Genomic DNA, 26,583 nt, shown 5'->3' with positions numbered 1-26,583 from the left:
CCGCGGTCGGTGCGGCGCGACCGGCGGGACCGGCGCTCGCCGCCGTCGGTGCGGTCGCTCACGCCGAACAGGCCAGGCACGCGCTCCCGGCGGTCGGTGCAGTCGCTCATGTCGTCACCCTACGATGCGAGAATGTTCACATGACGCGACCGCTCGCCGATGATCTGCTGGACCGGCTGGTGCGGGTGTTCTCCGCGGCCCGCGATCCCGAGCGGGCCGCGCAGGCGGCGGCGTACCTGCGGGACCAGTTCCCCTTCCTGGGTCTTCCGGCGCCGACGCAGCGCAAACTCGGCCGCACGGTGCTCGCCGGCCTGCCCACGCCGACCGAGGCGGACCTGCGCACGGTGGTGCTGGCCTGCTGGGAGCTCGAGGAGCGCGAGTACCAGTACTTCGCCTGCGACTGGCTGCGCCGCCACGTCGCGGTGCCGGGCCCGGACTTCCTGGCGACCGCCCGCACGCTGATCACGGCCAAGTCGTGGTGGGACACGATCGACCCGCTGGCGACCAGGTTCGTGGGCGGCCTGGTGCATCGGCATCCGCGGCTCGGCGCCGAGATAGACGCGTGGTCCGCCGCGGAGAACATGTGGCTGGTCCGCACGGCGATCCTGCATCAGCTGCACTACGGCGCGGAGACCGACACGGACCGGCTCTTCGACTACTGCACGCGGCAGGCCGGCCACCCGGACTTCTTCGTCCGCAAGGCGATCGGGTGGGCGCTGCGCCACTACGCCCGCACCGACCCCGACGCGGTGCGGCGCTACCTCGCCGGCCACCGCGACGTGCTCTCTCCGCTCTCGGTGCGCGAGGCCTCCAAACATCTCTGACCCGGCCGCGCGGGCCGCGGCCGGATCAAGCAACTGCCCGGCCCAGCGGAACACACCCGCCCAACCACGACCGGATCAGCCACCACCCAGCCCAGCCGAACCCACCCGCCCGGCCACGACCGGATCAGCCACCGCCCGGCCCCAGCGGAGCACCGGCCCGGCCACGGCCGGGTCAGGTCACGAGGCCGACGGCCAGGATCACGATGACCACGCTGGAGACCAGGGCGGTCACCAGGCGGCCCCGCTCACCCGTCAGCACCCGCCCGACCAGGGAGCCCCCGCCGGCGACCAGCAGCTGCCAGCTCGCCGAGGCCAGGAACGCCCCCACCACGAACCACACGCCGCCGCCCGCGCCGCCGCGGCCCAGCACCAGCGCCGCGAAGTACACGACCGTCGCCGGGTTGAGCAGGGTCAGGCCGAGGACGCCGAGGAACGCCGCGCCGGGCGTGGTCGTGTCCGTGGCGGCGCCGCCGGTCCGTTTCCGCAGCGCCGACCGGGCCGTGTGCACCGCGAGTGCCACCAGCACGGCGGCCGCGGTCCAGCGCAGCGGCGTCGCGATCGGGGCGATGGATCCGGCCAGGGCGGCTCCGCCCAGCACCGCCACCAGCGCATACACGCCGTCCGCGGTGGCCGCGCCCAGCCCGGCGGCGGCGCCGACGCGCAGCGAGGTGCGGGCGGTCAGGCCGGCGATCAGGACGGCTATCGCGCCGACGGGCACGGCGACGCCGTAGCCGGCGACCACGCCGGCCAGGAACGCCCCGCTCACTGCGCGGGCGGGTGGATGACCGGGCCGGCGGCGACACGCTGCTGTCGCGCGGCCCGGACGGGCTCGGCGGCGGGCAGGTGCGCGGACAGGCTCGGCTCGATCACGTCGTCATGATGACCGCCTCACCGCGTCGACGGCCAGCGGTTTTCGCCACTAGGTTTACGCCCGTGGATGTCGTCGCTGAGCTGATCGTGATCCGGCATGGGCAGAGCGCGTCGAACGTCGCCTTTCCGCTCGCCGACAAACAGGCCCTGCTCGAATCGGGGCTCACCGGCCGGGACGCCGACGTGGGCCTCACCGCCCTCGGCGCCGAGCAGGCGCGGGCCGTCGGGCGCTGGCTGGCCACGCTGAGCGCCGACCGGGTGCCCGAGGTGGTGATCGTCTCCCCCTACCTGCGGGCCCGGGAGACCTGGCGGATCGCCGCCGAGACGTCCGGCCTCGACCTGCCCGCCCCGGCCACCGACGACCGCCTCGTGGACCGGCTGCTCGGCGACCTGGAGATGCTGACCCGGGCGGCGGTCAGGGCCCGCGTCCCCGACGGGGCGGCCCTGTGGGAGCCGGCGACCCAGTACAGCTACCGCCCGCCGGGCGGCGAGAACTTCGACGACATCGCCGCGCGGCTCACCTCGTTTCTCCGGGACCTGAACGCCCGGCACGCCGGCGAACGGGTCGTGGTGGTCGCCCACGACGCCGTGGTGCTGATGATGCGGTGTGTCCTCGAGGGACTGGACTGGGCGGCGCTGGACGCCGTCGTCGCGGAGAACGGCCCGGTGCGCAACGCCTCGATCACCCGATTCGACGGGTCCTCCGGACGGCTGGTGCTGGACAGCTACAACTCGGTCGGGCACCTGTGATCAGCGGGTGTCGGTCCAGGCCTGGAACCGCTCGATGACCTCGCGGTCGCCGACGATCTCGATGCGATCCAGCGGGATGCGGGTGTAGAGGGCGAGCACCAGGTCGCCGGCCGAGGCACGCATCGTCGCCAGGGGTTCGTCGCCCGCCGCCGGGCCCGGCCTCGCGCCGCCGGGCGTCAGGTCGACGGTCCAGGTCGGCCCGTCGAGCGCCGACAGCGCGATCCGGACCGAGCGGTGCGGCCAGGCGCCGAGCGAGCCGAGCGTGACCACCAGCAACTCGTCGACGATGTCGGCGGCGACGCCGGCCGGGATCGGCTCGGGCTTGCCGATGGTCTCCTGCGCGTCGTAGGCGTGCACGGCCGCCTCCTGCACCTGGTGCCGCGCCACCGCGCCGGAGGTCATCGGCGCCTCGGAGGCACCCCACCAGGTCCAGCAGTCACGGTCCGGGCCGGCGGCGCGCAGCGACTCGAGCAGCAGCCGGGTCGACTCGGCCGACCACGCCGACAGGTCGCCGTGCGGCTCCGGCTCGATCACGGCCGAGGCGGGCGGCGGGCCGTCGGCGGGACCGGCGGCGACCACCGCCGCCCAGAACCGCTGCACCCGGCCGAGGTGGACGACCAGGTCGCGCAGGGACCAGTCGGGGCAGCCCGGCACCCGGAGCTCCAGGTCGCACGCCGCGGCGACGGCCGAGCGCAGGGCGGCGGATCGCTCGGCGATGAGATCGAGCGACTCGGGGAACGGCAGCTGAGTCATGCAAGCTGTCTACCACCGGGATCCGACAAGAACTTCTAGTGCGATTCGCGGGTCACCACGTCGCCGCTCGATCCGACGAGGAAGTCCAGGTCGGCGCCGGTGTCGGCGCCGAGCACGGTGTCCACATAGAGCTTCTGCCAGCCCCGGACCGGTCGCGCCAGCGCCGCGCGCAGCGCCGCCGACGGCTCCCGGGCGGCCAGCTCCGGCTCGTCGACGTCCACCGTGATCCTCCGGCCCTCGACGTCGAGGGTGATCCAGTCGCCGTCGCGTACCCGGTCGAGCGGTCCGCCGGCGGCGGCCTCCGGCGCGACGTGCAGCACGACGGTGCCGTACGCGGTGCCGCTCATCCGGCCGTCGCAGACCCGGACCATGTCCCGCACGCCCTGGCGCAGCAGCCGGGTGGGCAGCGGCATGTTCGCCACCTCCGGCATGCCGGGGTAGCCGCGCGGCCCGCAGCCGCGCAGCACCAGCACGGAGTCGGCGTCGACGTCGAGGTCCGGCGCGTCGATGCGGGCGTTGAAGTCCTCGACGGAGTCGAAGACCACGGCCCGGCCGCGGTGCCGCAGCAGGTGCGGGCTGGCCGCCGCGGGCTTGATGATCGCCCCGTTGGGCGCGAGGTTGCCGTGCAGCACGGCGATGCCGCCGTTGGGCCACAACGGCTTGTCCCGGGTGCGGATGACGTCCTCGTCCCAGATCCGCGCCTCGGCGAGCGACTCGACGAAGGGCCGCCCGGTCACGTCGATCGCGCCGGGGTCGAGCAGGTCGGCGACCTCCCGCAGCACCGCCCCCAGGCCGCCGGCCCGGTGCAGGTCCTCCATCAGGTACTTCCCGGCGGGCTGGAGGTCGACCAGCAGCGGCACCCGGGCGGCGATCCGGTCGAAGTCGGCGAGGGTCAGCGGCACGCCGAGCCGGCCCGCGATCGCCAGCAGGTGCACGACCGCGTTGGTGGAGCCGCCGAGCGCGGCCAGCGCGACGATCGCGTTGTGGAACGAGCCGGTGGTGAGCACCCGGCTGGGCCGGCGGTCCGCGGCGACCATCTCCACGATCAGCCGGCCGGTCTCGTGCGAGCGGGCCAGCAGGCGGCTGTCCGGCGCCGGGGTGCCCGCCGTGCCGGGCAGGACCGTGCCGAGCGCCTCGGCGAGCAGCCCCATCGTGGAGGCGGTGCCCATGGTGTTGCAGTGCCCCCGGCTGCGGATCATCGAGGACTCGGAGTCGAGGAAGGCGGCCCGGCTGAGGGTGCCGGCGCGTACCTCCTCGGACAGGCGCCACACGTCGGTGCCGCAGCCCAGCGGGGTGCCGCGGAAGGTGCCGGTGAGCATGGGCCCGCCCGGCACGACGACGGCCGGCAGGTCGACCGAGGCCGCGGCCATGAGCAGCGACGGGATGGTCTTGTCGCAGCCGCCGAGCAGCACGACGCCGTCGACCGGGTTGGCGCGCAGCATCTCCTCGGTCGCCATCGCGGCCATGTTGCGCCACAGCATCGCGGTCGGGCGCACCTGCGTCTCGCCGATCGACACGACCGGCAGGTTGAGCGGGACGCCGCCGGCCTCCCAGACGCCGCGCTTGACGTGCTCGGCGATCTCGTCGAGGTGGCTGTTGCACGGGGTCAGGTCGGAGGCGGTGTTGGCGATCGCGATCTGCGGGCGGCCCTCGAACGCCGAGTTCGGCGCTCCCCGGCGCATCCAGGCGCGATGGATGTAGGCGTTGCGGTCCGGTCCGGCGTACCACTCGGCGCTGCGCAGCTCAGGCATCAAGTCTTCCAATTATCGGAACGCTGGTGTCCTATCTGGAATATCAGGTACGGTACGCCGGTGCCCCCGGAAATCGCACCCCCCTTGGTCGGTACGGATCGAGTGCTCGCGGTCCTCACCGAGCTGGCGCAGCACGCCGGAGGCATCTCGCTCGAGGAGATGACCCGCGCGGTGGGCAGCCCCAAACCGACGGTCCACCGCGCCCTCGCCGCGCTGTGCCGATTCGGCTTCGCCGGCCGCGACGGGCACGGCCGCTACGTGCTCGGCGACGAGTTCCTGCGGCTGGCGTTCGCGCACCACGAGGCCCGCCCCGACCACCTGCGCATCGCGCCCGTGCTCAGCGAGCTGGCCGTGCGCTACGGCGAGACCGCGCACTACGCCGTGCTCGACGGCGACACCGTCGTCTACCGGGCCAAGGTCGACCCGCCGTCCGGCGCGCTGCGCCTGACCTCCACGGTCGGCGGCCGCAATCCGGTGCACAGCACCGCGGTCGGCAAGCTCCTGCTGGCGTACGCGTTGAGCGACGACGCCGCGGTCGCCGACTGGATCGGCGGACGCGTCCTGGCCTCCCGCACCCCGCGGACCCTGACCACCGCCGACGCCCTGGCCGCCGCGCTGCGCCGGGTCCGGATCGACGGCTTCGCGGTCGACGACCAGGAGAACGAGCCCGGCGTGGTGTGCCTCGCCGTGCCGGTGTTCATGGCGTCGCCCACCCGGCCGAGCGGCGCGGTCAGCATCTCGGCGCCCGCCTCCCGCACTTCGCTGGCCGCCCTGACAGCCCAGGTCCCGGCGATCCGCGCCACGGTGGAGGCCCGATGAGACACACCGCCGACGTCGCCTGCGCCGAGGTGTTCGGCCTCGGCGAGGGTCCCGTCTGGGACGGCCCGCGGGAGCGGCTGCTCTGGGTCGACATTCCTGCCGGCGCGGTGCACGAGGGCCGCCTCGACGGCGACCGGGTGATCGTCACCGCCGCGCACCGCCTGGACCGGACGGTCGGCGCGGTGGTCTGCTCCGCGACCGGCGAGCTGCTCGTCGCCGGCGCGAAAACGCTGCTCCCCTCCGGCGCCCGGGTCATCCCGGAGACGGCGCGCCACCGGCGCCTCAACGACGGCGCCTGCGACCCGGCCGGCCGGTTCCTGGTCGGTTCCATGTCGCTGGACCGCACCCGGCACGGCGAGACTCTCGTACGCCTCGAGCACGACGGCACCCTCACCGTCCTGGACGACGACCTGACCCTGTCGAACGGCCTCGCCTGGAGCCCGGACGGCACCCTGCTCTACAGCATCGACAGCGTCCCCGGGATCGTCTGGGTGCGCCCGTACGACGTGGCGACCGGCGCCGCCGGGCCGAGGCGGGAGTGGCTGCGGATCGGCGACGGCGTCCCCGACGGGATGTGCGCCGACGCCGACGGCCACCTGTGGATCGCGATCTGGGGCGCCGGCGAGGTGCGCCGATTCACCCCCGACGCCCGGCCGACGGGCGACGTCGTCGAGGTGGCCGCGCCGCACACCAGCAGCGTCGCGTTCGTCGGCCCGGGGCTCGACCGGCTGCTCATCACCACCGCCACGGCCGAGCTGGGCGCGGATCGCCTGGCCGCGTACCCGATGTCGGGCCGGCTTTTTCTCGTCCGGGTCGGCGTGACCGGCCTGCCGGTGGCCCCCTGGGCCGGAGCTACCCCTGGAGAGTCATGAAGCTGATGCGGATCGGGGACGCCGGCGCCGAACGGGCTGTCGTCCGGGCCGGCGACGACGGCTACGTCGACGTCTCCGACCTGGGCGACCGGTTCTTCGCCGCCCCGGGCGAGTTCCGGGAGGCCGTCGACGCCCGGATCGCCGCCGGCCGGGTCGCGCGGTTCGCCGGGGAGCGGATCGGCGCGCCCATCCCCCGCCCGCACCAGATCCTCTGCATCGGGCTGAACTACCGCGACCACGCCGCCGAGACCGGCCAGGCGGTGCCGGCCGAACCGATCCTGTTCACCAAGTCGCCGAACACGCTTGTCGGCCCGGACGACGACGTCCGGCAGCCGCGCGGCTCGACCAAGCTGGACTGGGAGGTCGAGCTCGGCATCGTGATCGGCCGGCGGTGCTCCTATCTGGACGATCACGAGGCGGCGCGGGCCGCGATCGCCGGCTGGGTGGTGTCCAACGACATCAGCGAGCGGGCGTTCCAGATCGAGCGCGGCGGACAGTGGTCGAAGGGCAAGTCGGCCGAGACGTTCAACCCGTGCGGGCCGTGGCTGGTGACGCCGGACGAGATACCGGACGTGTCGGCGCTGGGCATGTGGCTCGACGTCAACGGCGTACGCCGGCAGACCGGCAACACCGCGACCATGGTCTTCGACCCGTACGAGATAGTGCGGTACCTGAGCTGGTTCATGGTGCTGGAGCCCGGCGACCTGATCAACACGGGTACGCCGCCGGGCGTCGCCATGGGCATCGACCCGCCACCCTGGCTGCGCCCGGGCGACGTCATGGAGCTGGGCATCGACGGGCTGGGCAGCCAGCGCCAGGTCGTGGTGGCCGCCCGCTGATGCGCGCGTTCGTGATCACCGGCCCGGGCCGGGCCGAGGTGCGCGACGTGCCGGCGCCCGAGGCCCGCCCCGGCGAGGTCGTGGTCGACGTCGAGCGGGCCGGGGTCTGCGGCACCGACATGGAGTTCTTCAGCGGCGCGATGTCCTACCTGCACACCGGCCAGGCGCGGTACCCGATGCGGATCGGGCACGAGTGGTGCGGCACGGTCGCCGCCGTCGGCGCCGGGGTCGACGGGTGCTGGATCGGGCGCCGGGTCACCGGCGACACCATGCTCGGGTGCGGCCGCTGCCGCCGGTGCGCGAGCGGGCGGCAGCACGTCTGCGCCGACCGCCACGAGATCGGCATCCGCAACGGCTGGCCCGGCGCGCTCGCCGAGCAACTTCCCGTACCGGTGCGGGCGCTGCGGGTCCTGCCCGATTCGGTGGACGCGGCGCTGGGCGCCCTGGTCGAGCCCGGCGGCAACGCGCTGCGCGCGGTCGGCGCGGCCGCGCTGCCGCCCGGCGGACGGCTGCTCGTGCTCGGGCCGGGCACGATCGGCCTGCTCGCCGCCCAGATCGCCGCCGCACAGGGCGCCGAGGTGCACCTGCTCGGGCGCGACGGCGGATCCCTGGCGTTCGCCGCCTCGATCGGCCTCACCCGGGCCTGGACCGTCGAGACCCTGCCGGAGCTGCCCTGGGACGCGGTCATCGACGCCTCCAACGGCGCCGAGCTGCCGGCCCTGGCCGCCGAGCTGGTGGAGCCGGGCCGCCGGGTGGTCTACGTCGGGCTGGCGAGCGGGCCCAGCCTGGTCGACTCCCGGAACCTGGTGCTGAAGGACGTGACGGCCGTCGGGGTGCTCAGCGGATCGGGCGGCTTCGCCGGGGTGGTCGAGCTGTTCGCGGCGGGCCTGGTCGACCCGCGCCCGCTGGTCGCCGCGACCGTATGCCTGGAGGACGTTCCCGCGGTCCTGGCGGGCGAGCGGCACCCGGCCTGGGGCTCCGGGCCGAAGATCCACGTCGTCCCGTCGTCGAAGGGCACCTGATGACCGGCCTCGTAGGGCTCACCGCGATCGTCACCGGCGGCACGAGCGGAATCGGCGCCGTCACCGTGGCCCCGCTGCGCGAGCGCGGCGCGCGGGTGGCCGGGCGCAGATCGCTCAGTGGCAGGTCCCGGTGCCCGAGTCGGTGAAGGTCTCGCCGGCCACCGGCAGGAAGTCCCAGCGGTAGGCGCCCGGCCGCAAGGTCAGCCGGAGCACCCCGAGGGTGTGGTTGTCGCGCCGTTCACTGTTCGCCGCGACCGGGCCGAACGGGTGCAGCTCGGCGCCGCCCGTGCCGGCGATGATCTGCCGGATGCCGCGACCGGGGTCCGGGCGCCCGGCCGGCGTCTGCGGCGCGAAGCGCTCGTACGCGTGATCGTGCCCGGACAGCAGCAGTTCCACTCCGGCGTCGTAGAGCACCCGCACCAGCGGAAGGGTCTGCGTCGTCGGGGGGTGGATCTTCGCGGAGGAGAACTGCGGGTGATGCGTCATCGCGACCGTGCAGCTCCCGGCGCCGGCCAGGTCGGCGCTCAGCCACCGCTGCTGGGCAGAGCCCGGGCCACACCCGCCCGGCACGGACGCGCAGTTGGTGTTGAGCACGACCACATGCCAGGCGCCGACGTCGTACGAGTAGTAGCCCTTGCCCCGCGGGCCGGCCGCCGGGCCGAAATAGTCGAAGTAGGGTGCCCCGCCCTCGCTGCGGTAGTCGTGGTTCCCGAGCACCGGGCGGGTCCGGTCCTTGACCTTGCCCCAGGTGGGCTCGTAGCACCGGGCGAAGTCGGCGCGGCTGCCGTTCGGATAGGCGTTGTCGCCCAGGGTGAACACCCGGCCGGGGAAGCGCTGGAGCAGGGCGAGGGTCCGGCTGTCGCCGGAGCCGGCGCAGTCGGCGATGTCCCCGGCGCCGATGAGCACCGTTGCCGTCGCGGCGGCGGGTACCGCGCCGCGGGATGCCGCACCGCCCCGCGGATCGGCCCGGGGGTCCGGCCCGGCCGAGCCGGCGACGAGGGCCGCGCTCAGCAGCATCGCCGGCAGCAAGCCGGAGGAATGTCCCATATCCCCCACGCTAATCGAAAACGCCGGACCAGAGACCTGGTCCGGCGTTTCAGCGAGGTCCTGCCTCAGACGTTGAAGCCCAGCGACCGGAGCTGGTCACGGCCGTCGTCGGTGATCTTGTCGGGGCCCCACGGCGGCAGCCACACCCAGTTGATCCGGAAGTCCTTGACCAGGCCGCCGCCCGGGCCCGTGGTCAGGGCCTGGCGGGTCTGGTCCTCGATGACGTCGGTCAGCGGGCAGGCCGCCGACGTCAGCGTCATGTCGAGCGTCACAACGTTGTCGTCGTCGATGTGCGCGTCGTAGACCAGGCCGAGGTCGACCACGTTGATGCCGAGCTCGGGGTCGACGACGTCCTTCATCGCCTCCTCGACCTCGTCGAAGGTGGCCTTCTTGACGGCTGCGCCGTCGGTCTTCGGGGCGTCGTCCGCGGCGACCGGGGCCGGCGCGGCCGTCTCCGGGGCGATCTCTTCCACAGTCTTGTCGGTCATGCTGTTTCCTCCTGGAAGATGGCCACTCGGCCCTCGCCGTCCGCCCTCATGCCGTGACCTCCGGCCCCACGCCCACACCCGCGCGCGCCGCGGCGTCCTTGAAGGCCATCCACGGCAGCAGCGCGCACTTGACCCGGGCCGGGTAGCGCGCCACGCCGGCGAACGCCACACCGTCGCCGAGCACGTCCTCGTCGGGCTCGATCGCGCCGCGGCCCTGCATCAGCGCGACGAAGGCCTCGTGCACCCGGGTCGCCTCGTCCACGGTGACGCCGTGCAGCAGCTCGTGCAGCACGGACGCCGACGCCTGGCTGATCGAGCAGCCGACGCCGTCGTAGGAGATGTCCGAGAAGGTGGAGCCGTCCACGGCGACCCGCAGGGTCACCTCGTCCCCGCAGGTGGGGTTGACGTGGTGGGCCTCACCCGTGAACGGGTCCCGCAGGCCCTTGCCGTGCGGGTGCTTGTAATGATCCAGGATGATCTCCTGGTAGAGCTGGTCGACCATCAGGCGAACACCTTCCGTACCTGCTCCAGGCCGCGAGTCAGGGCGTCGATCTCGTCGGTCGTCGTATAGAGGTAGAAGGAGGCCCTGGTCATCGCCGGGACCCCGAACCGGGCGCAGACCGGGCGGGCGCAGTGGTGGCCCACCCTGACCTCGACACCGAGATCGTCGAGAATCTGCCCGACGTCGTGCGGGTGTACCCCTTCGACCTCGAACGAAACCGTGCCGCCGCGGCCCTCCGGCGTGGCCGGGCCGAAGACGCGCACGCCGGGGACGTCCGCGAGCGCCTTCAACGCGTACGCGGTGATCTCCTGCTCGTGGCGGTGCACGTTTTCCATGCCGAGCGCCGTCAGGTAGTCCACCGCCGCGCCCAGGCCGATGGCCTCGGTGATCGGCGGAGTGCCGCCCTCGAAACGCGCCGGTGGCGCCGCGAACGTGGTGCCGGCCATCGTCACGGTCTCGATCGTCGACCCGCCGGCCAGGAACGGCGGCATGGCCTCGAGCAGCTCGAACCTGCCCCAGAGCACGCCGATGCCGGTCGGGCCGAGCATCTTGTGCCCGGTGAACGCGATGAAGTCGGCGCCGAGTTCGGCGACGTCGACCGGCAGGTGCGGCACCGACTGCGAGCAGTCCAGCAGCACCTTCGCGCCGAGCTCGCGCGCCCGGGCGACGATCCGCGACGGGTCGTTGATCGTGCCGAGGATGTTGGACATGTGCACGATCGAGACGATCTTCGTGCGCTCGTTGACCAGGTCCTCGAGGGTGGACTCGTCGAGCCGGCCCTCGTCGGTGACGCCGAACCAGCGCAGGGTCGCGCCCGTGCGCTGGCACAACAGCTGCCACGGCACCAGGTTGGAGTGGTGCTCCATCTCGGAGACCACGATCTCGTCACCCGGGCCGAGCGAGAGCAGCTGCGCCGACGTGTAGGCGACCAGGTTGATCGCCTCGGTGGAGTTCTTGGTGAACACCACCTCGTCGGGCGAGGCCGCGCCGATGAAGGCGGCGACCTTCGCGCGCGCGTCCTCGTACGCCGTCGTCGACTCGGTGCCCAGCGTGTGCACCGAACGGGACACGTTGCCGTTGTGCCGCTCCTGATGCGTACGCATGGCGTCGAGCACCTGGCGCGGTTTCTGCGAGGTGTTCGCGCTGTCGAGGTAGACCAGCGGATGCCCGTTGACCTCCCGGTCGAGGATCGGGAAGTCGGCTCGCACCAGGCGCACGTCGAACGTCATGATCGGTTCCTCGATCCTCAGGCGTTCGCGGAGGCCACGTAGCGCTCGTAACCCTCGGCCTCGAGCTGCTCGGCGAGCTCGGGACCGCCCTCCTTGACGATCCTGCCGGCGACGAAGACGTGCACGAAGTCCGGCTTGATGTAGCGCAGGATGCGGGTGTAGTGGGTGATCAGCAGCAGGCCGGCCTCGCCGGACGCCCGGACCCGGTTGACACCCTCGCTGACGATGCGCAGCGCGTCGATGTCGAGGCCGGAGTCGGTCTCGTCGAGGATCGCCATCTTCGGCTTGAGCAGCTCGAGCTGCATGATCTCGTGCCGCTTCTTCTCGCCGCCGGAGAAGCCCTCGTTGACGTTGCGCTGGGCGAACGCCGGGTCCATCTGCAGCTTCTCCATCGCGCCGCGCAGCTCGCCGGCCCAGGTGCGCAGCTTGGGCGCCTCGCCGTCGATCGCGGTCTTGGCGGTGCGCAGGAAGTTCGCCACCGAGACGCCGGGGACCTCGACGGGGTACTGCATCGCCAGGAAGAGGCCGGCGCGGGCGCGCTCGTCGACGGTCATCGCGAGGACGTCGTCGCCGTCGAGGGTCACCGTACCGCCGGTGATCTCGTACTTCGGGTGACCCGCGATCGAGTAGGCCAGGGTCGACTTGCCGGAGCCGTTCGGGCCCATGATGGCGTGCGTCTCGCCCGACTTCACGGTCAGGTCGACGCCGGCGAGGATCGGCTTCAGGTCGCCATCGGGCAACTTGACCGACACCTGCAGGTCGTGGATCTCGAGGGTGCTCACGGCATTACTCCATTACTCGGTGTCGTAGAGACGTAGATGTCGCCGTCGCGGATCTCGACGGGGAAGGTTGCCACCGGCTCGGTGGCGGGAAGGCCGGAGGGCTCACCGGTACGCACGTCAAAGCGGGAGCCGTGCAGCCAGCACTCGAGGGTGCAGCCGTCGACCTCCCCCTCGGAGAGGGCGATGGCGGCGTGACTGCACTCGTCGCGCACGGCGTAGAACCCGTCGTCGTCGGCGTGCACGATCGCGATGTCGACGCCGCCGATGCTGGCGGTGGCGACGCTGCCCTTCGCGATGTCGTCGGCCGGGCCCACGAGCTCGAAACTCACGAGTCTGCCTTCGCCAGCCTGGCCTCGATGGCGTCACCGAGCCGCTCGCGCAGCTCCTCGACCGGGATCTTGTTGATCAGCTCGGCGAAGAAGCCGCGGACCACGAGCTTGCGGGCCGATTCCTCGGGGATGCCGCGGGCCATCAGGTAGAACAGCTGCTCGTCGTCGAAGCGGCCGGTGGCGCTGGCGTGCCCCGCGCTGACTACCTCGCCGGTCTCGATCTCGAGGTTCGGCACCGAGTCGGCGCGCGCGCCGTCCGTGAGCAGCAGGTTCCGGTTGATCTCGTACGTCTCCGTGCCGGTCGCGGCCGCGCGGATGACCACGTCGCCGACCCAGACGGTGTGCGCCGACCGGCCCTGCAGCGCGCCGCGGTAGCCGACGTAGCTGCGGCAGTCCGGCACACCGTGGTCGACCAGCTGGCGGTGCTCGATGTGCTGGCCGGCGTCGGCGAAGTAGAGGCCCCAGAGCTCGGCCTGGCCGCCGCGGCCCGCGTACTCGACGCTGGCGAACTGGCGGACCAGGCTGCCGCCCAGGGAGACCTGGACGTGGTCGACGCGGGCGTCGCGGCCGACCCGGAACTTGATGTGCTGGGCCTGCACCGCGTCCGCGTCCCACTCGGTGAGCGTGACGAAGGTGAGCTGGGCGCTGTCGCCGAGCACGACCTCGATGTTGTCGGCCACGGTGGCCGGGCCGACCTGCTCCAGGACGACCGTCACCTTCGCGAAGTTGCCGACCCGGACGTAGGTGCGGGCCGCGGCGGCCGCGCCGCCCTGGCCCACGACCTTGATGACGACCGGCTCGGCCTCCACCGTCTCGGCGGCGACGTCGATGAGCGTCACCGACGCCGCCGAGCCGAACGCGAGCGCGCTGACCCGGTCGAACGGCGTAAGCACCGGCTCCACCTTGCCGGCGTCGACCTGGGTGACGGACACCCCCGCGGGCAGGTCGCCGGGCACGACGGCGGGCGCCGCGCCGGTGAGCCTGCTCGCGGTGATCAGCTCACCGAGCCGCTTGATCGGGGTGAAGCGCCACTCCTCCTCCAGGCCGTTGAGGGCCGGGAAGTCGGCGACGTCGAAGGAGCGCAGCACCTGCGACTTGGTGCTCGGCGGTGCCATGGCCTCGGTAGTCATCTCATCCTTGCTCTGGTTTGTCTTTGATCTCGCTTGCTCGACCCGCGCAGCGCTGGGCAGTGGGCGCTAGCCCACTGCCCCCTCCATCTGGAGCTCGATCAGGCGGTTGAGCTCGAGGGCGTACTCCATCGGGAGCTCCTTGGCGATCGGCTCGATGAAGCCGCGCACGATCATCGCCATGGCCTCGTCCTCGGTCAGGCCCCGGCTCATCAGGTAGAAGAGCTGGTCGTCGCTGATCTTGGAGACGGTCGCCTCGTGACCCATCGACACGTCGTCCTCGCGGATGTCGACGTACGGGTAGGTGTCGGAGCGGGAGATGGTGTCGACCAGGAGCGCGTCGCACTTGACGGTGCTGGCGCTGTGGTGCGAACCCTCCATGACCTGCACGAGGCCGCGGTAGGAGGTGCGGCCGCCGCCCCGGGCGATCGACTTGCTGATGATCGTCGAGGAGGTGTGCGGCGCGGCGTGCACCATCTTGGCGCCGGCGTCCTGGTGCTGGCCCTCGCCGGCCATCGCGACGGAGAGCACCTCGCCCTTGGCGTGCGCGCCGGTCATGTAGACCGCCGGGTACTTCATCGTCACCTTGGAGCCGATGTTGCCGTCGACCCACTCCATGGTCGCGCCCTCTTCGCAGGTGGCGCGCTTGGTGACCAGGTTGTAGACGTTGTTGGACCAGTTCTGGATGGTCGTGTAACGGCAGCGGGCGTTCTTCTTGACGATGATCTCGACGACCGCGCTGTGCAGCGAGTCCGAGGAGTAGATGGGCGCGGTGCAGCCCTCGACGTAGTGCACGTAGGCGCCCTCGTCGACGATGATCAGCGTCCGCTCGAACTGGCCCATGTTCTCCGTGTTGATCCGGAAGTAGGCCTGCAGCGGGATGTCCACGTGCACGCCCTTCGGCACGTAGATGAACGAGCCGCCGGACCACACCGAGGTGTTCAGCGCGGCGAACTTGTTGTCACCGACCGGGATGATCGTCCCGAAGTACTCCTTGAAGATGTCCTCGTGCTCACGCAGGGCGGTGTCGGTGTCGAGGAAGATGACACCCTGCTCCTCGAGGTCCTCGCGGATCTTGTGGTAGACGACCTCGGACTCGTACTGCGCCGCGACACCGGACACGAGGCGCTGCTTCTCCGCCTCGGGGATGCCGAGCTTGTCGTACGTGTTCTTGATGTCGGCCGGGAGGTCGTCCCAGGTGGCCGCCTGCTTCTCGGTCGAGCGCACGAAGTACTTGATGTTCTGGAAGTCGATGCCGGTGAGGTCGGCGCCCCAGTTCGGCATGGGCTTGCGGTCGAACAGGCGCAGGCCCTTGAGCCGCAGGTCGAGCATCCACTGCGGCTCGTTCTTGAGCGCCGAGATGTTGCGCACCACGGCCTCGGACAGGCCGCGCTGGGCGGTGGCCCCGGCGGTGTCGGCGTCGGCCCAGCCGTACTCGTACTTGCCCAGGGCGGCGAGGTGCTCCTCCTGAGTCACGACGGGCTGGACGATCTGCTCGGTCATCTATCTGTCCTCACAGTGGTGGCGGTCGTAGCGGTTACGCGCGGCGAGCGGGGGATGTGCGTGGTGCACACCCCGTCGCCGTGCGCGATGGTGGCGAGACGCTGCACGTGGGTGCCGATGAGCCGCGAGATGACCGCGGTCTCGGCGTCGCACAGCTGGGGAAACTCGGCGGCCACGTGCGCCACCGGGCAGTGGTGCTGGCACAGCTGCCCGCCGGACGCGATCGCGGTCGAACTGGCAGCGTAACCCTCGGCGGTAAGCGCCTTGGCAAGCGCCTCCGCCCTGGCGATCGGACCGTCGCCGGCCTCGGCGAGCGCCGCACGGCAGCGCTCCTCCAGGGGCGCGACCTGAGCGGTGGCAAAGGCGCTGACCGCCTCGGGGCCGCCGTGCTCGGCGATCCACCGCAGGGCCGCGGTGGCGATGCCGTCGTAGAAGTGCGGGAAGCCCTCGCGGGCCGCCGCGGTGAGCACGAACGCCTTGGCGGGCCGGCCCCGGCCGCGCGGGCCGTGGTGCCGGCTCTCGCGGACCTCGACCAGCCGGTCGGCCAGCATCGCGTCGAGATGCTTGCGGATCGCGGCGGGGCTGAGCCCCAGCTGGGCGCCGAGTTCGGCGGCCGTCGCGGCACCGCTTTCGAAGAGCAACTGGGCCACCCGGTCCCGGGTGCGCCCGTCCGCGCTCCTGCCCTCGGCCTGCCTGATTTCGGCGGCGGGCAGGCGGAAGCCCACGGCCGTGCCGGCCGGCGCGCTGAGCTCCCGTGTTTTCACTACGCCAACGTTACGTATTTCCTCGGTCCCCCGCAAACGGCCGGCCCGGTGATCCATGACACCGGCGGCCGAGGCCGACCCGAAACAAGATCAAAATCGGGCGTACGATTCCCGGCGTGAGCAATCGCACCCTCCTGCGCCCCCTGGCGTTCGCGTCCCTGATCGCCAACATCGGCCTGGTCGTCACGGGTGCGGCGGTCCGGCTGACCCGCTCGGGGCTCGGCTGCCCGACGTGGCCCAGGTGCACCGACGCGTCCTACACGACGACGCCGGAGATGGGCGTGAACGGCGTCATCGAATTCGGCAACCGCCTGCTGGGCATCGCGCTCGGCCTGATCGCGCTTGCCTGTTTCGTCGCCGCCCTGCTGGAGAAGCCCCGGCGCCGGTCGCTGGTCCTGCTGTCGCTCGCGGTGTGCCTCGGCATCCCGGGCCAGGGCGTGATCGGCGGCATCACGGTCCTGACGGGCCTGAACCCGTGGGTGGTCGGGCTCCACTTCCTGCTCTCGATGGCGCTGATCGCCCTGTCGTACGCGCTCTGGCGGCGCACCGCGGAGGGCGACGGCCCGCCGCGCCGCCTGGTGCCGGCCCCGCTGGCGACGCTGGCGCGCCTGACGGCGCTGGTGAGCGCCGCGGTGATCGTGGTCGGCGTGATCGTCACGGGCAGCGGCCCGCACGCGGGCGACGCGGACGCGAAGCGCAACGGCCTCGACCCGCAGCTGATCGCCCAGGCCCACGCCGACCTGGTGTTCCTGCTGGTCGGCCTGTCGGTGGCGCTCTGGTTCGCGCTGCGCGCGGTCGAGGCGCCGGCGCCGGCGATCCGCGCGGCGGGCATCCTGATCATGATCGAGCTGGGCCAGGGCCTGATCGGCTTCGTCCAGTACTTCACCCACCTGCCGGTTCTGCTGGTGGCCGCGCACATGCTGGGCGCCTGCCTGGTCTGGGTGGGGACGCTGGGCGTGCTGTGGAGCCTGCGTGAGCGGCCCGCCGCCGCCCCGGCGCCCGCGCCGGCCGCCGAGCCCGCGACACCGGTGGCCACACCCGTCGCCTGAGCCGCCGTCCGTCACCCAGGGTGACGAAAGCGACCCGGGATCGCTCCCGGGTCGCTGTGGTCGGTTTGGTTTGGGTGTCGGGGTGAACTCAGGAGTCTCAGCGCGCCATGCTGCGGCGGGACATCGAACGCCACAGGTCGTTGCTCGGGCGCATCTGCTCCATCAGCTCGCGCTCCCATTCGTTCTCCACCGCGACGCCCGCCTTCTCGCATGCCTGGCGGGCCACCGCGGTGCCGTCGGCCGCGAACTGGTCGGTCCACTCGCCGTCCTCGCCGACCAGGACGATGCGGGCACCACGCTTGCCGACGTACTCGATAACCGCCTTCGCCCCGCCGTGGCCGACGGCGAATGACTTGATGTCGGCGGTCAGTGTCGTATCGGAACCTTCTGCCATGACTCGCAGCCTAGGCAGAGTTCGGCGCCAGGCAAGCACTGACTGCGGGGAATTGTGATGGCAATTACCTGCGGTTTCAGCGTCCGGGGCCGCTGCTTTGAACCGTTATTGCCCGAATTGCACCCGAACCTTGGTTCCACCTAAAGGGGTAACAAGAGTCACTCTGATAACGCGAATAACGGGCATTCTGTGCGACGCGCGTGAATGTCGTCACGTGATGTCCATTACTCAGATGAGCGCATCGACCGCGACCGCGATGAAGAGAATGGTCAGGTACGTGTAGGACCAGTGGAAAAGACGCATCGGCTTCAGCGGCTCGCCGCGCCGGGAACGCCGCACCAGCCGCACGGCCTCCGACAGGAAGACGAGGCCCGAGATGACGGCCGTGACTCCGTAGATCGGGCCGAGTCCCAGCGGCCACGCCGCGAGCGACGACGCCAGCATCAGGACCGTGAAGATCAGGATCTCGGCGTTGACCCGGCCCGCCGAACGCACCACCGGAAGCATCGGGATGCCCGCGCGGGCGTAGTCGTCCTTGTATTTGATGGCCAATGCGTAGAAATGCGGCATCTGCCAAAAAAAGACAACCGCAAAAAGCGCCCAGCCCAGCGGCCCGACGGACCCGGTCACCGCCGCCCAGCCGATGAGCACGGGCGCCGCGCCGCAGATCCCGCCCCAGAAGGTATTGGCCGGCGTCCGGCGCTTCAGCCACAGCGTGTAGATCACGTCGTAGTAGAAGATCGAGGCCGCCGTCATCGCCGTGGCCAGCCAGTTGGTGAACACGCCCATGAGCACGACCGAGATGACCGCGAGCACCAGGCCGAAGATCAGCGCCGAGCGCGGGGTCACGGCGTGCGCCGGCAGCGGGCGGCGCTTGGTGCGCCGCATCAACTGGTCGATGTCGCGGTCGATGTAGCAGTTCAGCGCGCTCGCCGCGCCGGCCGCCAGCGAGCCGCCGACCAGCACCACGGCGACCAGCCACAGGTCAGGCCAGCCGCCGGCGGCGAGCATCATCGCGGGGACCGTGGTCACCAGCAGCAACTCGACGATGCGCGGCTTGGTCAGCGAGACATAGGCCTTGATGACGGCGCCGACGTCACGGCGGCGCTTCGCGGAGTCCGCCGCCCGCGGCGCCGGGAGTAGACCGGGCGACCGCCCCTTGTCGGGACGCTCGGTGATCATGCTCACGGACAGCCACCTTCCGGCATCGGCAGGGTTGGAACTTCGCCGTTGCCGGCTGAAACCGGCTGGCACGTTGGGACAGACTACGCGCAGCCCGGGGCGCACATCGGTCGAGGTATCCGGGGAGGTGTGCCACGCCGCAACTCCCTCCGGTCCACGTCCGCTCTCAGCGTATGGGCCACTACCGTTCCCACGGCGGGGGTTTACCGCGAATGGATAGGGTCATGTCAAAAGGGTTCCCACACCATGGCCGAGGAGTACAACCGACGTGGCTGCCAAAGACGATCTGAACTGGTCCGACCTCGACCGACGGGCGGTCGACACCGTCCGCGTGCTGGCCATGGACGCCGTCGAGAAATCCGGTAACGGACACCCCGGCACGGCGATGAGCCTGGCCCCGGCCGCCTACCTGCTCTTCAACCGGGTCATGCGGCACGACCCGACCGACCCGCACTGGGCCGGCCGGGACCGCTTCGTGCTCTCCTGCGGCCACTCCAGCCTGACCCTCTACATCCAGCTCTATCTGTCCGGCTACGGCCTGGCGCTCGACGATCTGGCCTCGCTGCGCCAGTGGGGCTCGCTGACCCCCGGTCACCCTGAGTACGGGCACACCCCCGGCGTCGAGGTCACCACGGGCCCGCTGGGCCAGGGCATCGGCAACGCGGTCGGCATGGCGATGGCCGCCCGCCGCGAGCGTGGCCTGTTCGACCCGGACGCGGAGGAGTCGGTCTTCGACCACCACGTCTACGCGATGTGCTCGGACGGCGACATCGAGGAGGGCGTCAGCCACGAGTCGAGCGCCGTCGCCGCGGTGCAGAAGCTCGGCAACCTCACGCTGATCTACGACGACAACGAGATCTCCATCGAGGACGACACCCGGATCGCCAAGAACGAGGACGTCGGCGCCCGCTACGCGGCCTACGGCTGGGACGTGCACACCGTCGACTGGCGCAAGGGCGACCCCGGCAAGGGCGACTACGACGAGAACGTCGAGGAGCTGTACGCGGCGATCCAGGCCGCCCGGGCCGTCACCGACAAGCCGTCGTTCATCGTGCTGCGCACCATCATCGGCTGGCCCGCGCCGAACAAGCAGAACACCGGCAAGATCCACGGCTCGGCGCTCGGCGCCGACGAGGTCAAGGCCACCAAGGCAATCCTGGGCTTCGACCCGGAGGCGACATTCGCCGTGGCCGACGAGGTCATCGCGCACTCCCGCCTGGCCGTCGACCGGGGCCGCGCGCTGCACGCCGAGTGGGACAAGGCCTTCGAGGTCTGGTCGGCGAGCAACCCCGAGGGCCGCAACCTGCACGACCGGCTGAGCAACCGCGCCCTGCCCGAGGGCTGGACGACCGCGCTGCCGGAGTTCCCCGCCGACCCGAAGGGCCTGGCCACCCGCGCCGCCTCCGGCAAGGTCCTGGACGCCCTCGCCCCGGTCCTGCCGGAGCTCTGGGGCGGCTCCGCCGACCTGGCGGAGAGCAACAACACCACCATGAAGGGCGAGCCCTCGTTCATCCCGAGCGAGTACGCCACCAAGGCGTTCCCCGGCCACGAGTACGGCCGCACGCTGCACTTCGGCATCCGCGAGCACGGCATGGGCTCGATCCTCAACGGCATCGCCGCGCACGGCGGCACCCGCCCCTACGGCGGCACGTTCCTGGTGTTCAGCGACTACATGCGCGGCGCCGTCCGGCTCTCCGCGCTGATGAAGCTGCCGGTCGTCTACGTGTGGACGCACGACTCGATCGGCCTGGGCGAGGACGGCCCGACGCACCAGCCGGTCGAGACCCTGTCCGCGCTGCGCGCCATCATCGACCTCGACGTGGTCCGCCCGGCGGACGCCAACGAGACCGCCTGGGCCTGGCGCGGCGCGCTGGAGCACACCGACCGCCCGACCGCCCTGGCGCTGTCCCGGCAGAACCTGCCCACCATCGACCGCGACCGGTACGCGTCGGCCGAGGGCACCCTGCGGGGCGGCTACATCCTCTCCGAGGCGTCGCAGGGCGTGCCGCAGGTCATCCTGATCGGCACCGGCTCCGAGGTGCAGTACTGCCTGACCGCGCAGGAGCGGCTCGAGGCCGAGGGCACCCCGACCCGGGTCGTCTCGATGCCCTGCCAGGAGTGGTTCTACGAGCAGGACACGGCGTACCAGCAGGAGGTCCTGCCGCGCGGCGTCAAGGCCCGCGTCACGGTCGAGGCCGGCATCCGGATGAGCTGGGACCGCATCCTCGGCGAGGCCGGCGAGCCGGTCAGCATCGAGCACTACGGCGCCAGCGCCCCGGCGAAGATCCTGTTCGAGCAGTTCGGGTTCACCGCGGACAACGTGGTGGCCAAGGCCAACGCCGCCCTCGCCAAGGTCGGCGAAATCACCGGCTACACGACCGGTAATTGATCTACCCGGGCGGCTCTGCCGTACCGAAGGTAGATAGAGATTTGAGGAGTAGCGATGACCGACAGGCTGGCTGAACTTTCCGCCGCGGGTGTGGCGGTATGGCTCGACGACCTCTCCCGCGTCCGCCTGCAGAGCGGCTCGCTCGACAGGATGCGCCGTGAGCAGCACGTGGTCGGCGTGACCACCAACCCGACCATCTTCGCCAAGGCGCTCTCCGACGCGGACGCCTACGACTCGCAGCTCAGGGACATCGCGGCGCAGGGCCTCACGGTCGAGGAGGCGGTGCGCCTGCTGACCTCCTACGACGTGCGCTGGGCCGCCGATGTCATGAAGCCCGCGTACGAGGCGTCGTCCGGCGTCGACGGCCGGGTGTCCATCGAGGTGAATCCGGGCAGCGCGCACTCGGCCGAGAAGACCGCGGCCGAGGCCAAGACGCTGTGGTGGCTGGTGGACCGTCCGAACGTCTACATCAAGATCCCGGCGACCCAGGCGGGCCTGCCGGCGATCACGGCGACCCTGGCCGAGGGCATCAGCGTCAACGTGACGCTGATCTTCTCGCTGGAGCGCTACCGGGCGGTCATGGACGCGTTCCTGGCGGGCATGGAGCAGGCCAAGGCCAACGGCCACGACCTGACCCAGATCGGCTCGGTCGCCTCGTTCTTCGTGTCCCGGGTGGACACCGAGATCGACAAGCGGCTCGAGAAGATCGGCACCGACGAGGCCCGGGCGCTGCGGGGCAAGGCGGGCGTCGCCAACGCCCAGCTCGCCTACCAGGCCTACGCCGAGGTCTTCGGCACCGGCCGCTGGCAGGCGCTGGCCGACGCGGGCGCACACCCGCAGCGGCCGCTCTGGGCGTCGACCGGCACGAAGAACCCGGACTACAAGGACACCATCTACGTCGAGGAACTGATCGCGCCCGGCACCGTGAACACCATGCCGGAGGCGGTCATCAAGGCCTTCGAGGACCACGGTGAGACCCGCGGCGACACGGTGACCGGCTCCTACGCCGCCGCACAGAAGGTCATGGACGACCTCGCCGCGGCCGGCGTCGACTTCGACGACGTGTTCAAGGCCCTCGAGGAGGAGGGCGTCGAAAAGTTCGAGACCAGCTGGGGCGAGCTGCTCGAGAGCGTGAAGAAGTCCCTCGACGCCGCGAAGTGATGTGACCTACGACCTGCCCGCCGGCGTGCGGACCGCCGCGGGGTTCGCCGTCACCGGCGGCCCGGCGACGGTCTCGCGCCGCGGGCAGGACGCTTCGTCGAGGGGCGCGGTGGAGATCCTCACCACCGCTGGTTTACGGCACCGACCCTCGCCCGTAACCCTGCGCGGGCACGAAAAGCTGACAGGATGGGCACGTGGGTAATCCGCTGCGCACGACACAGGATCGCCGGCTTCCCAGGATCCCCGAGCCATGTGCTCTGGTGATCTTCGGGGTCACCGGCGACCTGTCCCGAAAGAAACTCATCCCGGCCGTCTACGACCTGGCCAACCGGGGTCTGCTGCCGCCCGGCTTCGTGGTCCTTGGCTTCGCGCGCCGCGACTGGGGCGACGGCGACTTCGAGTCGCTGGCCTACGAGGCCGCCAAGAAGGGCGCGCGCACCCCGTGGCGGGAAGAGGTGTGGGCCCGGCTGGCGAGCCAGTTCCAGTTCGTGCCCGGCTCGTTCGACGACGACACGGCGTTCGACACCCTGGCGACCACGCTGGACGAGCTGCGCGAGCGCAACGGCATCGCGGGCAACGCCGCCTTCTACTTCTCCATCCCGCCGGCCGCGTTCCCGCTGGTGCTCAACCAGCTGGCCCGCACCGGGATGGCCGACAACGCCAAGTCCGGCGGCTGGCGCCGGGTCGTGGTCGAGAAGCCGTTCGGCAACGACCTGAAGACCGCGATGTCGCTCAACCAGCTCGTCGACGAGGTATTCACCCCGGCCGACGTGTTCCGCATCGACCACTACCTCGGCAAGGAGACGGTCCAGAACATCCTGGCCCTGCGCTTCGCGAACAACCTGTTCGAGCCGGTGTGGAACTCCAAGTACGTGGACTCGGTGCAGATCACCATGGCCGAGGACGTCGGCATCGGCACCCGGGCCGCGTTCTACGACGCCTCCGGCGCGGCCCGCGACGTGCTGCAGAACCACCTGCTCCAGCTGCTCGCGCTGGTGGGCATGGAGGAGCCGACGAGCTTCGACCCCAACGACGTACGCGCCGAGAAGCTGAAGGTCCTCAAGGCGATCAGCCTGCCCCGCGACATCGCCCGCGACTCCGTACGCGGGCAGTACCTGCCCGGCTGGGTAGCGGGCGAACGCGCGGTCGGCTATCTCGAGGAGAAGGGCGTGCCGCAGGACTCCACCACCGAGACCTACGTGTCCGTCCGCCTCGGCATCCAGAACCGGCGCTGGGCGGAGGTGCCGTTCTACGTCCGGGTCGGCAAGCGCCTGCCGCGCCGGGTCACCGAGATCGCCATCATGTTCAAGAAGGCGCCGCACCTGCCGTTCGACCCGGCCGACATCGAGATGCTCGGCAACAACCAGCTGGTCATCCGGGTGCAGCCGGACGAGGGCGTGGTGCTCAAGTTCGGCTCCAAGGTGCCGGGCACCACGATGGAGGTCCGCGACATCGCGATGGACTTCCAGTACGGCGAGGCGTTCACCGAGTCCAGCCCGGAGGCCTACGAGCGGCTCGTGCTCGACGTGCTCGTCGGCGACCGCACCCTGTTCCCGGACGCGGCCGAGATCGAGCAGAGCTGGCGGGTCGTCGACCCGCTCGAGGCCGCGTGGGCGGGCACCAGGCCGGAGCCCTACCGCTCCGGCGAGTGGGGACCACGGGCGTCCGACGAGATGCTGGCCCGCGAGGGCCGCGCCTGGAGGCGGGCATGATCGGTCTTTGGGACACCACCGGCAACGAGGTCGTCAAGGCGCTCGCGGCCGAGCGGCGCAGCGCGGGCGGCGTGGCCAGCGGCCTCGCCCTGACGCTGGTCGCCGTCGTGGAGGAGAAGCAGGTCCGCGAGGCCGAGGCCGCCGCGACCATAGCGGCGTCCGCGCACCCGTGCCGCCTGCTCATCGTGGTCCGCTCGGACCTCGACGGCCGCAGCCGGCTCGACGCGGAGATCGTCGTGGGAGGGCGGCTGGGCCCGGCCGAGGCCGTCGTCATGCGCATGTACGGCCGGCTGGCCCTGCACGCCGAGTCGGTCGTCATGCCGCTGCTGGCCCCGGACGTGCCGGTGGTGACGTGGTGGCACAGCGAGCCGCCGGACGTCATCGCCAACGACTTCCTCGGCGTGGTCGCCGACCGGCGCATCACCGACAGCAAGCTGGCGCCGGACCCGGTCGCGGCGCTGCGCCGGCGGGCGGCCGACTACGCGCCCGGCGACACCGACCTGACCTGGACCCGGATCACCCTGTGGCGCAGCCTGGTCGCGGGCGCGTTCGACACCACCGAGGAGCGCGTCACCGGGGCGACGATCGAGGCGCCGTTGAACGACCCGACGGCGGCGCTGATGAAGGGCTGGCTGAAGTCGCGGCTGGGCATCGAGCCGGAGTGGGTGCACACCGACCGTTCGCCGCGCATGCACTCGGTCGAGCTGCAGTGCGCCAACGGCGACTGCGTCAAGGTCACCCGCGAGGAGGGTACGGCCCTGTTCAGCCGTACCGGCCAGGAGGACCGCTACATGCCGCTGCCGAAGCGGCCGGTCGGCGACGAGCTCGCCGAGGAGCTGCGCCGGCTCGACGCCGACCAGATCTACGGCGAGGCGCTGGGCGCCCTCGCGGGCGTCGCGGCGCTGGACAGCAAGCCGCCGATGCGCGTACACGTCTGGAAGGACCCGGCGCTGGCCGCCCGGGCCGGCGCAGACGCCTGATTCTCTAAGATCAACGGGGCCGTTCCGCCTTCCGGCGGGCGGCCCCTTTTGCCGAATGACGAGGGGTTCCATGAGCGAGACCGTTGTGGTGGTGGTTCCCGACGCCGACATCCTGGCGTCGACGGTGGCGGCGCGGCTGGTCGTCAGGATCATCGACGCGCAGGCCGAGCGCGGCTGGGCGAGCATCGTGCTGACCGGGGGCCGGGTGGCGGCCAAGGTGCTGCACGCGGTGAAGGAACTGCCCGCCGCGGACGCGGTCGACTGGTCGCGGATCGATCTCTGGTGGGGCGACGAGCGGTTCCTGCCCGCGGGTCACCCGGACCGCAACGAGACGCAGGCCCGCGCGGCGCTGCTGGACGCCCTCGCGCTGGACCCGGCACACGTGCACGCCATGCCGGCCTCCGACGGCCCGGACGGCGACGACGCGAAGGCGGCCGCGGCCCGCTACGCCCACGAGTTGGCCGCCGCGGCGAAGCCGGGCAGCTCGGAGCTGCCGCACTTCGACGTGCTGATGCTCGGCGTCGGCGAGGACGGCCACGTGGCGTCGCTCTTCCCGGAGCACCCCGGCGTCTACGAGACCGGCACCGTCGCGGCCGTGCACAACAGCCCGAAGCCGCCGCCGACCCGGATCTCGCTGACCATGCCGACCATCCAGACCGCCGAGGAGGTCTGGCTGATCGCGGCGGGCAAGGACAAGGCGGCCGCGGCCGGCATGGCGATCGGCGGCGCGGGCCCGAAGCAGGTGCCGGCGGCGGGCGCGGTCGGCACCGACAGGACGCTCTGGCTGCTGGACCGCACCGCGGCGGCCGACGTGCCGCCGAAGGCGCGCAGCCTGCGCTGAGCCACTCGGCTACGGAAAAGGGCCGCCCGGTGGGCGGCCCTTTTCGCTCAGGCCCGGGACGAGATCTGCTGCACCGCCCAGCCGTTGCCGTCGGGGTCGGCGAAGAAGACGAAGCCCACGTTGTCCAGCGGGTCGGGCGTGTCCCGGGGGTTCTCCCCCACCTTCTGCACGTCGCTGACCGGCACGCCGCGGGCGACCAGTTCGGCGTGCGCCCTGTTGATGTCGGGCACCACCAGTTGCAGGCCCTTGAGCGAGCCGGGCGCCATGTCCGGGACGGCGCCCTTGCCGATGACGACCGAGCAGCCCGAGCCCGGCGGGGTCAGCTGCACGATCCGGATGTCGTCGTTGATCACGGTGTCGTGGTCGACATGGAAGCCGAGCTTGCCGGCGTAGAACTCTTTTGCCCGGTCGATGTCCGAGACGGGCACGACTACCACTTCCAGGGTCCAGTTCACGCGCTTCATCGTGCCACCCGCGGCGACGTCGCGGGGGCCGTGGGCGCCGCCCGCGGGCCGGCCGGCGACCCGTCCGAGGGGGTCACCCTCGGCCGGGTCGGCACCCTCGCCGGGCCGGCCGGCTGCCGGGCGCGCGTCGGCACCGGCAG

The 26,583-nt window shown here is 71.7% G+C and carries 27 protein-coding genes; 12 read left to right on the top strand and 15 right to left on the bottom strand.

Translation table 11 applies throughout. The annotated features are described in order from the left end of the window. Nucleotides 1-140: 140 nt before the first annotated feature. Nucleotides 141-824 (top strand): DNA alkylation repair protein, encoded by a 684-nt coding sequence (locus AB0F10_RS29595; RefSeq protein WP_360632099.1) that lies wholly within the window; start codon nucleotides 141-143, stop codon nucleotides 822-824. Between the two features lie 172 nt (nucleotides 825-996). Here AB0F10_RS29595 and AB0F10_RS29590 read toward each other — a convergent pair whose 3' ends face one another. Next, entirely contained in the window at nucleotides 997-1,590 is a 594-nt protein-coding gene (locus AB0F10_RS29590) for a LysE family transporter (protein WP_360632096.1), read from the bottom strand. A gap of 167 nt (nucleotides 1,591-1,757) precedes the next feature. Between AB0F10_RS29590 and AB0F10_RS29585 the strand changes: the two genes are divergently transcribed. Beyond that, on the top strand, nucleotides 1,758-2,444 hold the full coding sequence (locus AB0F10_RS29585) for a histidine phosphatase family protein (protein ID WP_360632093.1): 687 nt from the start codon (nucleotides 1,758-1,760) through the stop codon (nucleotides 2,442-2,444). Here the strand turns inward: AB0F10_RS29585 and AB0F10_RS29580 are convergent, their stop codons facing one another. After that, nucleotides 2,445-3,197: a maleylpyruvate isomerase family mycothiol-dependent enzyme gene (locus AB0F10_RS29580; protein WP_360632090.1), complete on the bottom strand. Its 753-nt coding sequence runs from the start codon at nucleotides 3,195-3,197 to the stop codon at nucleotides 2,445-2,447. A gap of 35 nt (nucleotides 3,198-3,232) precedes the next feature. Then, nucleotides 3,233-4,948 (bottom strand): IlvD/Edd family dehydratase, encoded by a 1,716-nt coding sequence (locus AB0F10_RS29575; RefSeq protein WP_360632087.1) that lies wholly within the window; start codon nucleotides 4,946-4,948, stop codon nucleotides 3,233-3,235. A gap of 60 nt (nucleotides 4,949-5,008) precedes the next feature. On the opposite strand from AB0F10_RS29575, the gene AB0F10_RS29570 reads away from it, so the two are divergent. From AB0F10_RS29570 to AB0F10_RS29555, 4 genes are read left to right on the top strand one after another with little or no spacing between them, the layout of a single operon-like run. Next, on the top strand, nucleotides 5,009-5,767 hold the full coding sequence (locus AB0F10_RS29570; protein WP_360632084.1) for an IclR family transcriptional regulator: 759 nt from the start codon (nucleotides 5,009-5,011) through the stop codon (nucleotides 5,765-5,767). Beyond that, nucleotides 5,764-6,639, top strand: coding sequence for an SMP-30/gluconolactonase/LRE family protein (locus AB0F10_RS29565; RefSeq protein ID WP_360632081.1), 876 nt, complete (start codon nucleotides 5,764-5,766; stop codon nucleotides 6,637-6,639). The genes AB0F10_RS29570 and AB0F10_RS29565 overlap by 4 nt, the downstream gene beginning before the upstream one ends. Continuing rightward, nucleotides 6,636-7,478: a fumarylacetoacetate hydrolase family protein gene (locus AB0F10_RS29560; RefSeq protein WP_360632078.1), complete on the top strand. Its 843-nt coding sequence runs from the start codon at nucleotides 6,636-6,638 to the stop codon at nucleotides 7,476-7,478. The genes AB0F10_RS29565 and AB0F10_RS29560 overlap by 4 nt, the downstream gene beginning before the upstream one ends. Beyond that, a complete protein-coding gene (locus AB0F10_RS29555) occupies nucleotides 7,478-8,500 on the top strand; it encodes an alcohol dehydrogenase catalytic domain-containing protein (protein ID WP_360632075.1) in 1,023 nt (340 codons plus the stop codon). The genes AB0F10_RS29560 and AB0F10_RS29555 overlap by 1 nt, the downstream gene beginning before the upstream one ends. A gap of 114 nt (nucleotides 8,501-8,614) precedes the next feature. Here AB0F10_RS29555 and AB0F10_RS29550 read toward each other — a convergent pair whose 3' ends face one another. The 9 genes from AB0F10_RS29550 to AB0F10_RS29510 form a co-directional block, all read right to left on the bottom strand. Further along, entirely contained in the window at nucleotides 8,615-9,547 is a 933-nt protein-coding gene (locus AB0F10_RS29550) for a metallophosphoesterase (protein WP_360632072.1), read from the bottom strand. A 65-nt stretch (nucleotides 9,548-9,612) separates the two neighbouring features. Next, nucleotides 9,613-10,035, bottom strand: a complete 423-nt coding sequence (locus AB0F10_RS29545) for a metal-sulfur cluster assembly factor (RefSeq protein ID WP_360632069.1) — start codon at nucleotides 10,033-10,035, stop codon at nucleotides 9,613-9,615. A gap of 46 nt (nucleotides 10,036-10,081) precedes the next feature. Then, nucleotides 10,082-10,540 carry a Fe-S cluster assembly sulfur transfer protein SufU gene (gene sufU / locus AB0F10_RS29540; protein ID WP_360632114.1) on the bottom strand — a complete coding sequence of 153 codons (459 nt, stop codon included), beginning with the start codon at nucleotides 10,538-10,540 and terminating at the stop codon, nucleotides 10,082-10,084. Further along, complete coding sequence (locus AB0F10_RS29535) at nucleotides 10,537-11,766, bottom strand: cysteine desulfurase (RefSeq protein WP_360632066.1); 1,230 nt, start codon at nucleotides 11,764-11,766, stop codon at nucleotides 10,537-10,539. Before AB0F10_RS29535 ends, sufU begins: the two co-directional genes overlap by 4 nt. A gap of 17 nt (nucleotides 11,767-11,783) precedes the next feature. Continuing rightward, nucleotides 11,784-12,548 (bottom strand): Fe-S cluster assembly ATPase SufC, encoded by a 765-nt coding sequence (sufC, locus tag AB0F10_RS29530; protein WP_360632063.1) that lies wholly within the window; start codon nucleotides 12,546-12,548, stop codon nucleotides 11,784-11,786. Beyond that, a complete protein-coding gene (locus AB0F10_RS29525; protein ID WP_360632060.1) occupies nucleotides 12,545-12,877 on the bottom strand; it encodes a non-heme iron oxygenase ferredoxin subunit in 333 nt (110 codons plus the stop codon). Before AB0F10_RS29525 ends, sufC begins: the two co-directional genes overlap by 4 nt. Further along, a complete protein-coding gene (sufD, locus tag AB0F10_RS29520) occupies nucleotides 12,874-14,007 on the bottom strand; it encodes a Fe-S cluster assembly protein SufD (RefSeq protein ID WP_360632057.1) in 1,134 nt (377 codons plus the stop codon). The genes AB0F10_RS29525 and sufD overlap by 4 nt, the downstream gene beginning before the upstream one ends. 66 nt (nucleotides 14,008-14,073) lie before the next feature. Beyond that, entirely contained in the window at nucleotides 14,074-15,507 is a 1,434-nt protein-coding gene (sufB, locus tag AB0F10_RS29515; RefSeq protein WP_360632054.1) for a Fe-S cluster assembly protein SufB, read from the bottom strand. Then, the gene (locus AB0F10_RS29510) at nucleotides 15,504-16,220 is read right to left on the bottom strand and encodes a transcriptional regulator (protein ID WP_360632111.1); all 717 of its coding nucleotides are present in this window, start codon (nucleotides 16,218-16,220) and stop codon (nucleotides 15,504-15,506) included. Before AB0F10_RS29510 ends, sufB begins: the two co-directional genes overlap by 4 nt. A gap of 167 nt (nucleotides 16,221-16,387) precedes the next feature. Between AB0F10_RS29510 and AB0F10_RS29505 the strand changes: the two genes are divergently transcribed. Continuing rightward, entirely contained in the window at nucleotides 16,388-17,320 is a 933-nt protein-coding gene (locus tag AB0F10_RS29505) for a COX15/CtaA family protein (RefSeq protein WP_360632051.1), read from the top strand. Between the two features lie 97 nt (nucleotides 17,321-17,417). Here the strand turns inward: AB0F10_RS29505 and AB0F10_RS29500 are convergent, their stop codons facing one another. Continuing rightward, complete coding sequence (locus AB0F10_RS29500; protein ID WP_360632048.1) at nucleotides 17,418-17,714, bottom strand: hypothetical protein; 297 nt, start codon at nucleotides 17,712-17,714, stop codon at nucleotides 17,418-17,420. Nucleotides 17,715-17,942: 228 nt separating this feature from the next. Next, complete coding sequence (locus AB0F10_RS29495; RefSeq protein WP_360632108.1) at nucleotides 17,943-18,896, bottom strand: heme o synthase; 954 nt, start codon at nucleotides 18,894-18,896, stop codon at nucleotides 17,943-17,945. Between the two features lie 340 nt (nucleotides 18,897-19,236). Here AB0F10_RS29495 and tkt point away from each other — a divergent pair, with 340 nt between their 5' ends. From tkt to pgl, 5 genes are all read left to right on the top strand, one after another. Next, nucleotides 19,237-21,285 carry a transketolase gene (gene tkt / locus AB0F10_RS29490; RefSeq protein ID WP_360632105.1) on the top strand — a complete coding sequence of 683 codons (2,049 nt, stop codon included), beginning with the start codon at nucleotides 19,237-19,239 and terminating at the stop codon, nucleotides 21,283-21,285. Nucleotides 21,286-21,339: 54 nt separating this feature from the next. Beyond that, the gene (gene tal / locus AB0F10_RS29485) at nucleotides 21,340-22,446 is read left to right on the top strand and encodes a transaldolase (RefSeq protein ID WP_360632045.1); all 1,107 of its coding nucleotides are present in this window, start codon (nucleotides 21,340-21,342) and stop codon (nucleotides 22,444-22,446) included. 194 nt (nucleotides 22,447-22,640) lie between these two features. Then, complete coding sequence (gene zwf, locus AB0F10_RS29480) at nucleotides 22,641-24,158, top strand: glucose-6-phosphate dehydrogenase (protein ID WP_360632043.1); 1,518 nt, start codon at nucleotides 22,641-22,643, stop codon at nucleotides 24,156-24,158. Continuing rightward, nucleotides 24,155-25,138, top strand: coding sequence for a glucose-6-phosphate dehydrogenase assembly protein OpcA (locus AB0F10_RS29475; RefSeq protein WP_360632040.1), 984 nt, complete (start codon nucleotides 24,155-24,157; stop codon nucleotides 25,136-25,138). The genes zwf and AB0F10_RS29475 overlap by 4 nt, the downstream gene beginning before the upstream one ends. A 70-nt stretch (nucleotides 25,139-25,208) precedes the next feature. Then, complete coding sequence (gene pgl, locus AB0F10_RS29470) at nucleotides 25,209-25,979, top strand: 6-phosphogluconolactonase (protein WP_360632037.1); 771 nt, start codon at nucleotides 25,209-25,211, stop codon at nucleotides 25,977-25,979. Nucleotides 25,980-26,026: 47 nt separating this feature from the next. Here pgl and AB0F10_RS29465 read toward each other — a convergent pair whose 3' ends face one another. Further along, entirely contained in the window at nucleotides 26,027-26,434 is a 408-nt protein-coding gene (locus AB0F10_RS29465; protein ID WP_360632102.1) for a VOC family protein, read from the bottom strand. Between the last annotated feature and the right edge of the window lie 149 nt (nucleotides 26,435-26,583).

This window comes from Actinoplanes sp. NPDC026623 (genome assembly GCF_040638275.1).
Taxonomy (GTDB): Bacteria; Actinomycetota; Actinomycetes; order Mycobacteriales; family Micromonosporaceae; genus Actinoplanes.
Note: the sequence above shows the minus strand (reverse complement) of the source record. Positions and strands in the feature narration are given on the sequence as shown.

Excerpts from the sequence above, each read along its gene's own strand:
- AB0F10_RS29500 (WP_360632048.1), bottom strand. The coding sequence starts at position 17,714 with ATGGCAGAAGGTTCCGATACGACACTGACCGCCGACATCAAGTCATTC.
- sufD (WP_360632057.1), bottom strand. The coding sequence starts at position 14,007 with ATGACTACCGAGGCCATGGCACCGCCGAGCACCAAGTCGCAGGTGCTG.
- AB0F10_RS29565 (WP_360632081.1), top strand. The coding sequence starts at position 5,764 with ATGAGACACACCGCCGACGTCGCCTGCGCCGAGGTGTTCGGCCTCGGC.
- AB0F10_RS29495 (WP_360632108.1), bottom strand. The coding sequence starts at position 18,896 with ATGATCACCGAGCGTCCCGACAAGGGGCGGTCGCCCGGTCTACTCCCG.
- tal (WP_360632045.1), top strand. The coding sequence starts at position 21,340 with ATGACCGACAGGCTGGCTGAACTTTCCGCCGCGGGTGTGGCGGTATGG.
- AB0F10_RS29535 (WP_360632066.1), bottom strand. The coding sequence starts at position 11,766 with ATGACGTTCGACGTGCGCCTGGTGCGAGCCGACTTCCCGATCCTCGAC.
- AB0F10_RS29555 (WP_360632075.1), top strand. The coding sequence starts at position 7,478 with ATGCGCGCGTTCGTGATCACCGGCCCGGGCCGGGCCGAGGTGCGCGAC.
- tkt (WP_360632105.1), top strand. The coding sequence starts at position 19,237 with ATGGACGCCGTCGAGAAATCCGGTAACGGACACCCCGGCACGGCGATG.
- AB0F10_RS29475 (WP_360632040.1), top strand. The coding sequence starts at position 24,155 with ATGATCGGTCTTTGGGACACCACCGGCAACGAGGTCGTCAAGGCGCTC.
- AB0F10_RS29550 (WP_360632072.1), bottom strand. The coding sequence starts at position 9,547 with ATGGGACATTCCTCCGGCTTGCTGCCGGCGATGCTGCTGAGCGCGGCC.
- pgl (WP_360632037.1), top strand. The coding sequence starts at position 25,209 with ATGAGCGAGACCGTTGTGGTGGTGGTTCCCGACGCCGACATCCTGGCG.
- sufB (WP_360632054.1), bottom strand. The coding sequence starts at position 15,507 with ATGACCGAGCAGATCGTCCAGCCCGTCGTGACTCAGGAGGAGCACCTC.
- AB0F10_RS29595 (WP_360632099.1), top strand. The coding sequence starts at position 141 with ATGACGCGACCGCTCGCCGATGATCTGCTGGACCGGCTGGTGCGGGTG.
- AB0F10_RS29580 (WP_360632090.1), bottom strand. The coding sequence starts at position 3,197 with ATGACTCAGCTGCCGTTCCCCGAGTCGCTCGATCTCATCGCCGAGCGA.
- AB0F10_RS29545 (WP_360632069.1), bottom strand. The coding sequence starts at position 10,035 with ATGACCGACAAGACTGTGGAAGAGATCGCCCCGGAGACGGCCGCGCCG.
- AB0F10_RS29560 (WP_360632078.1), top strand. The coding sequence starts at position 6,636 with ATGAAGCTGATGCGGATCGGGGACGCCGGCGCCGAACGGGCTGTCGTC.
- AB0F10_RS29575 (WP_360632087.1), bottom strand. The coding sequence starts at position 4,948 with ATGCCTGAGCTGCGCAGCGCCGAGTGGTACGCCGGACCGGACCGCAAC.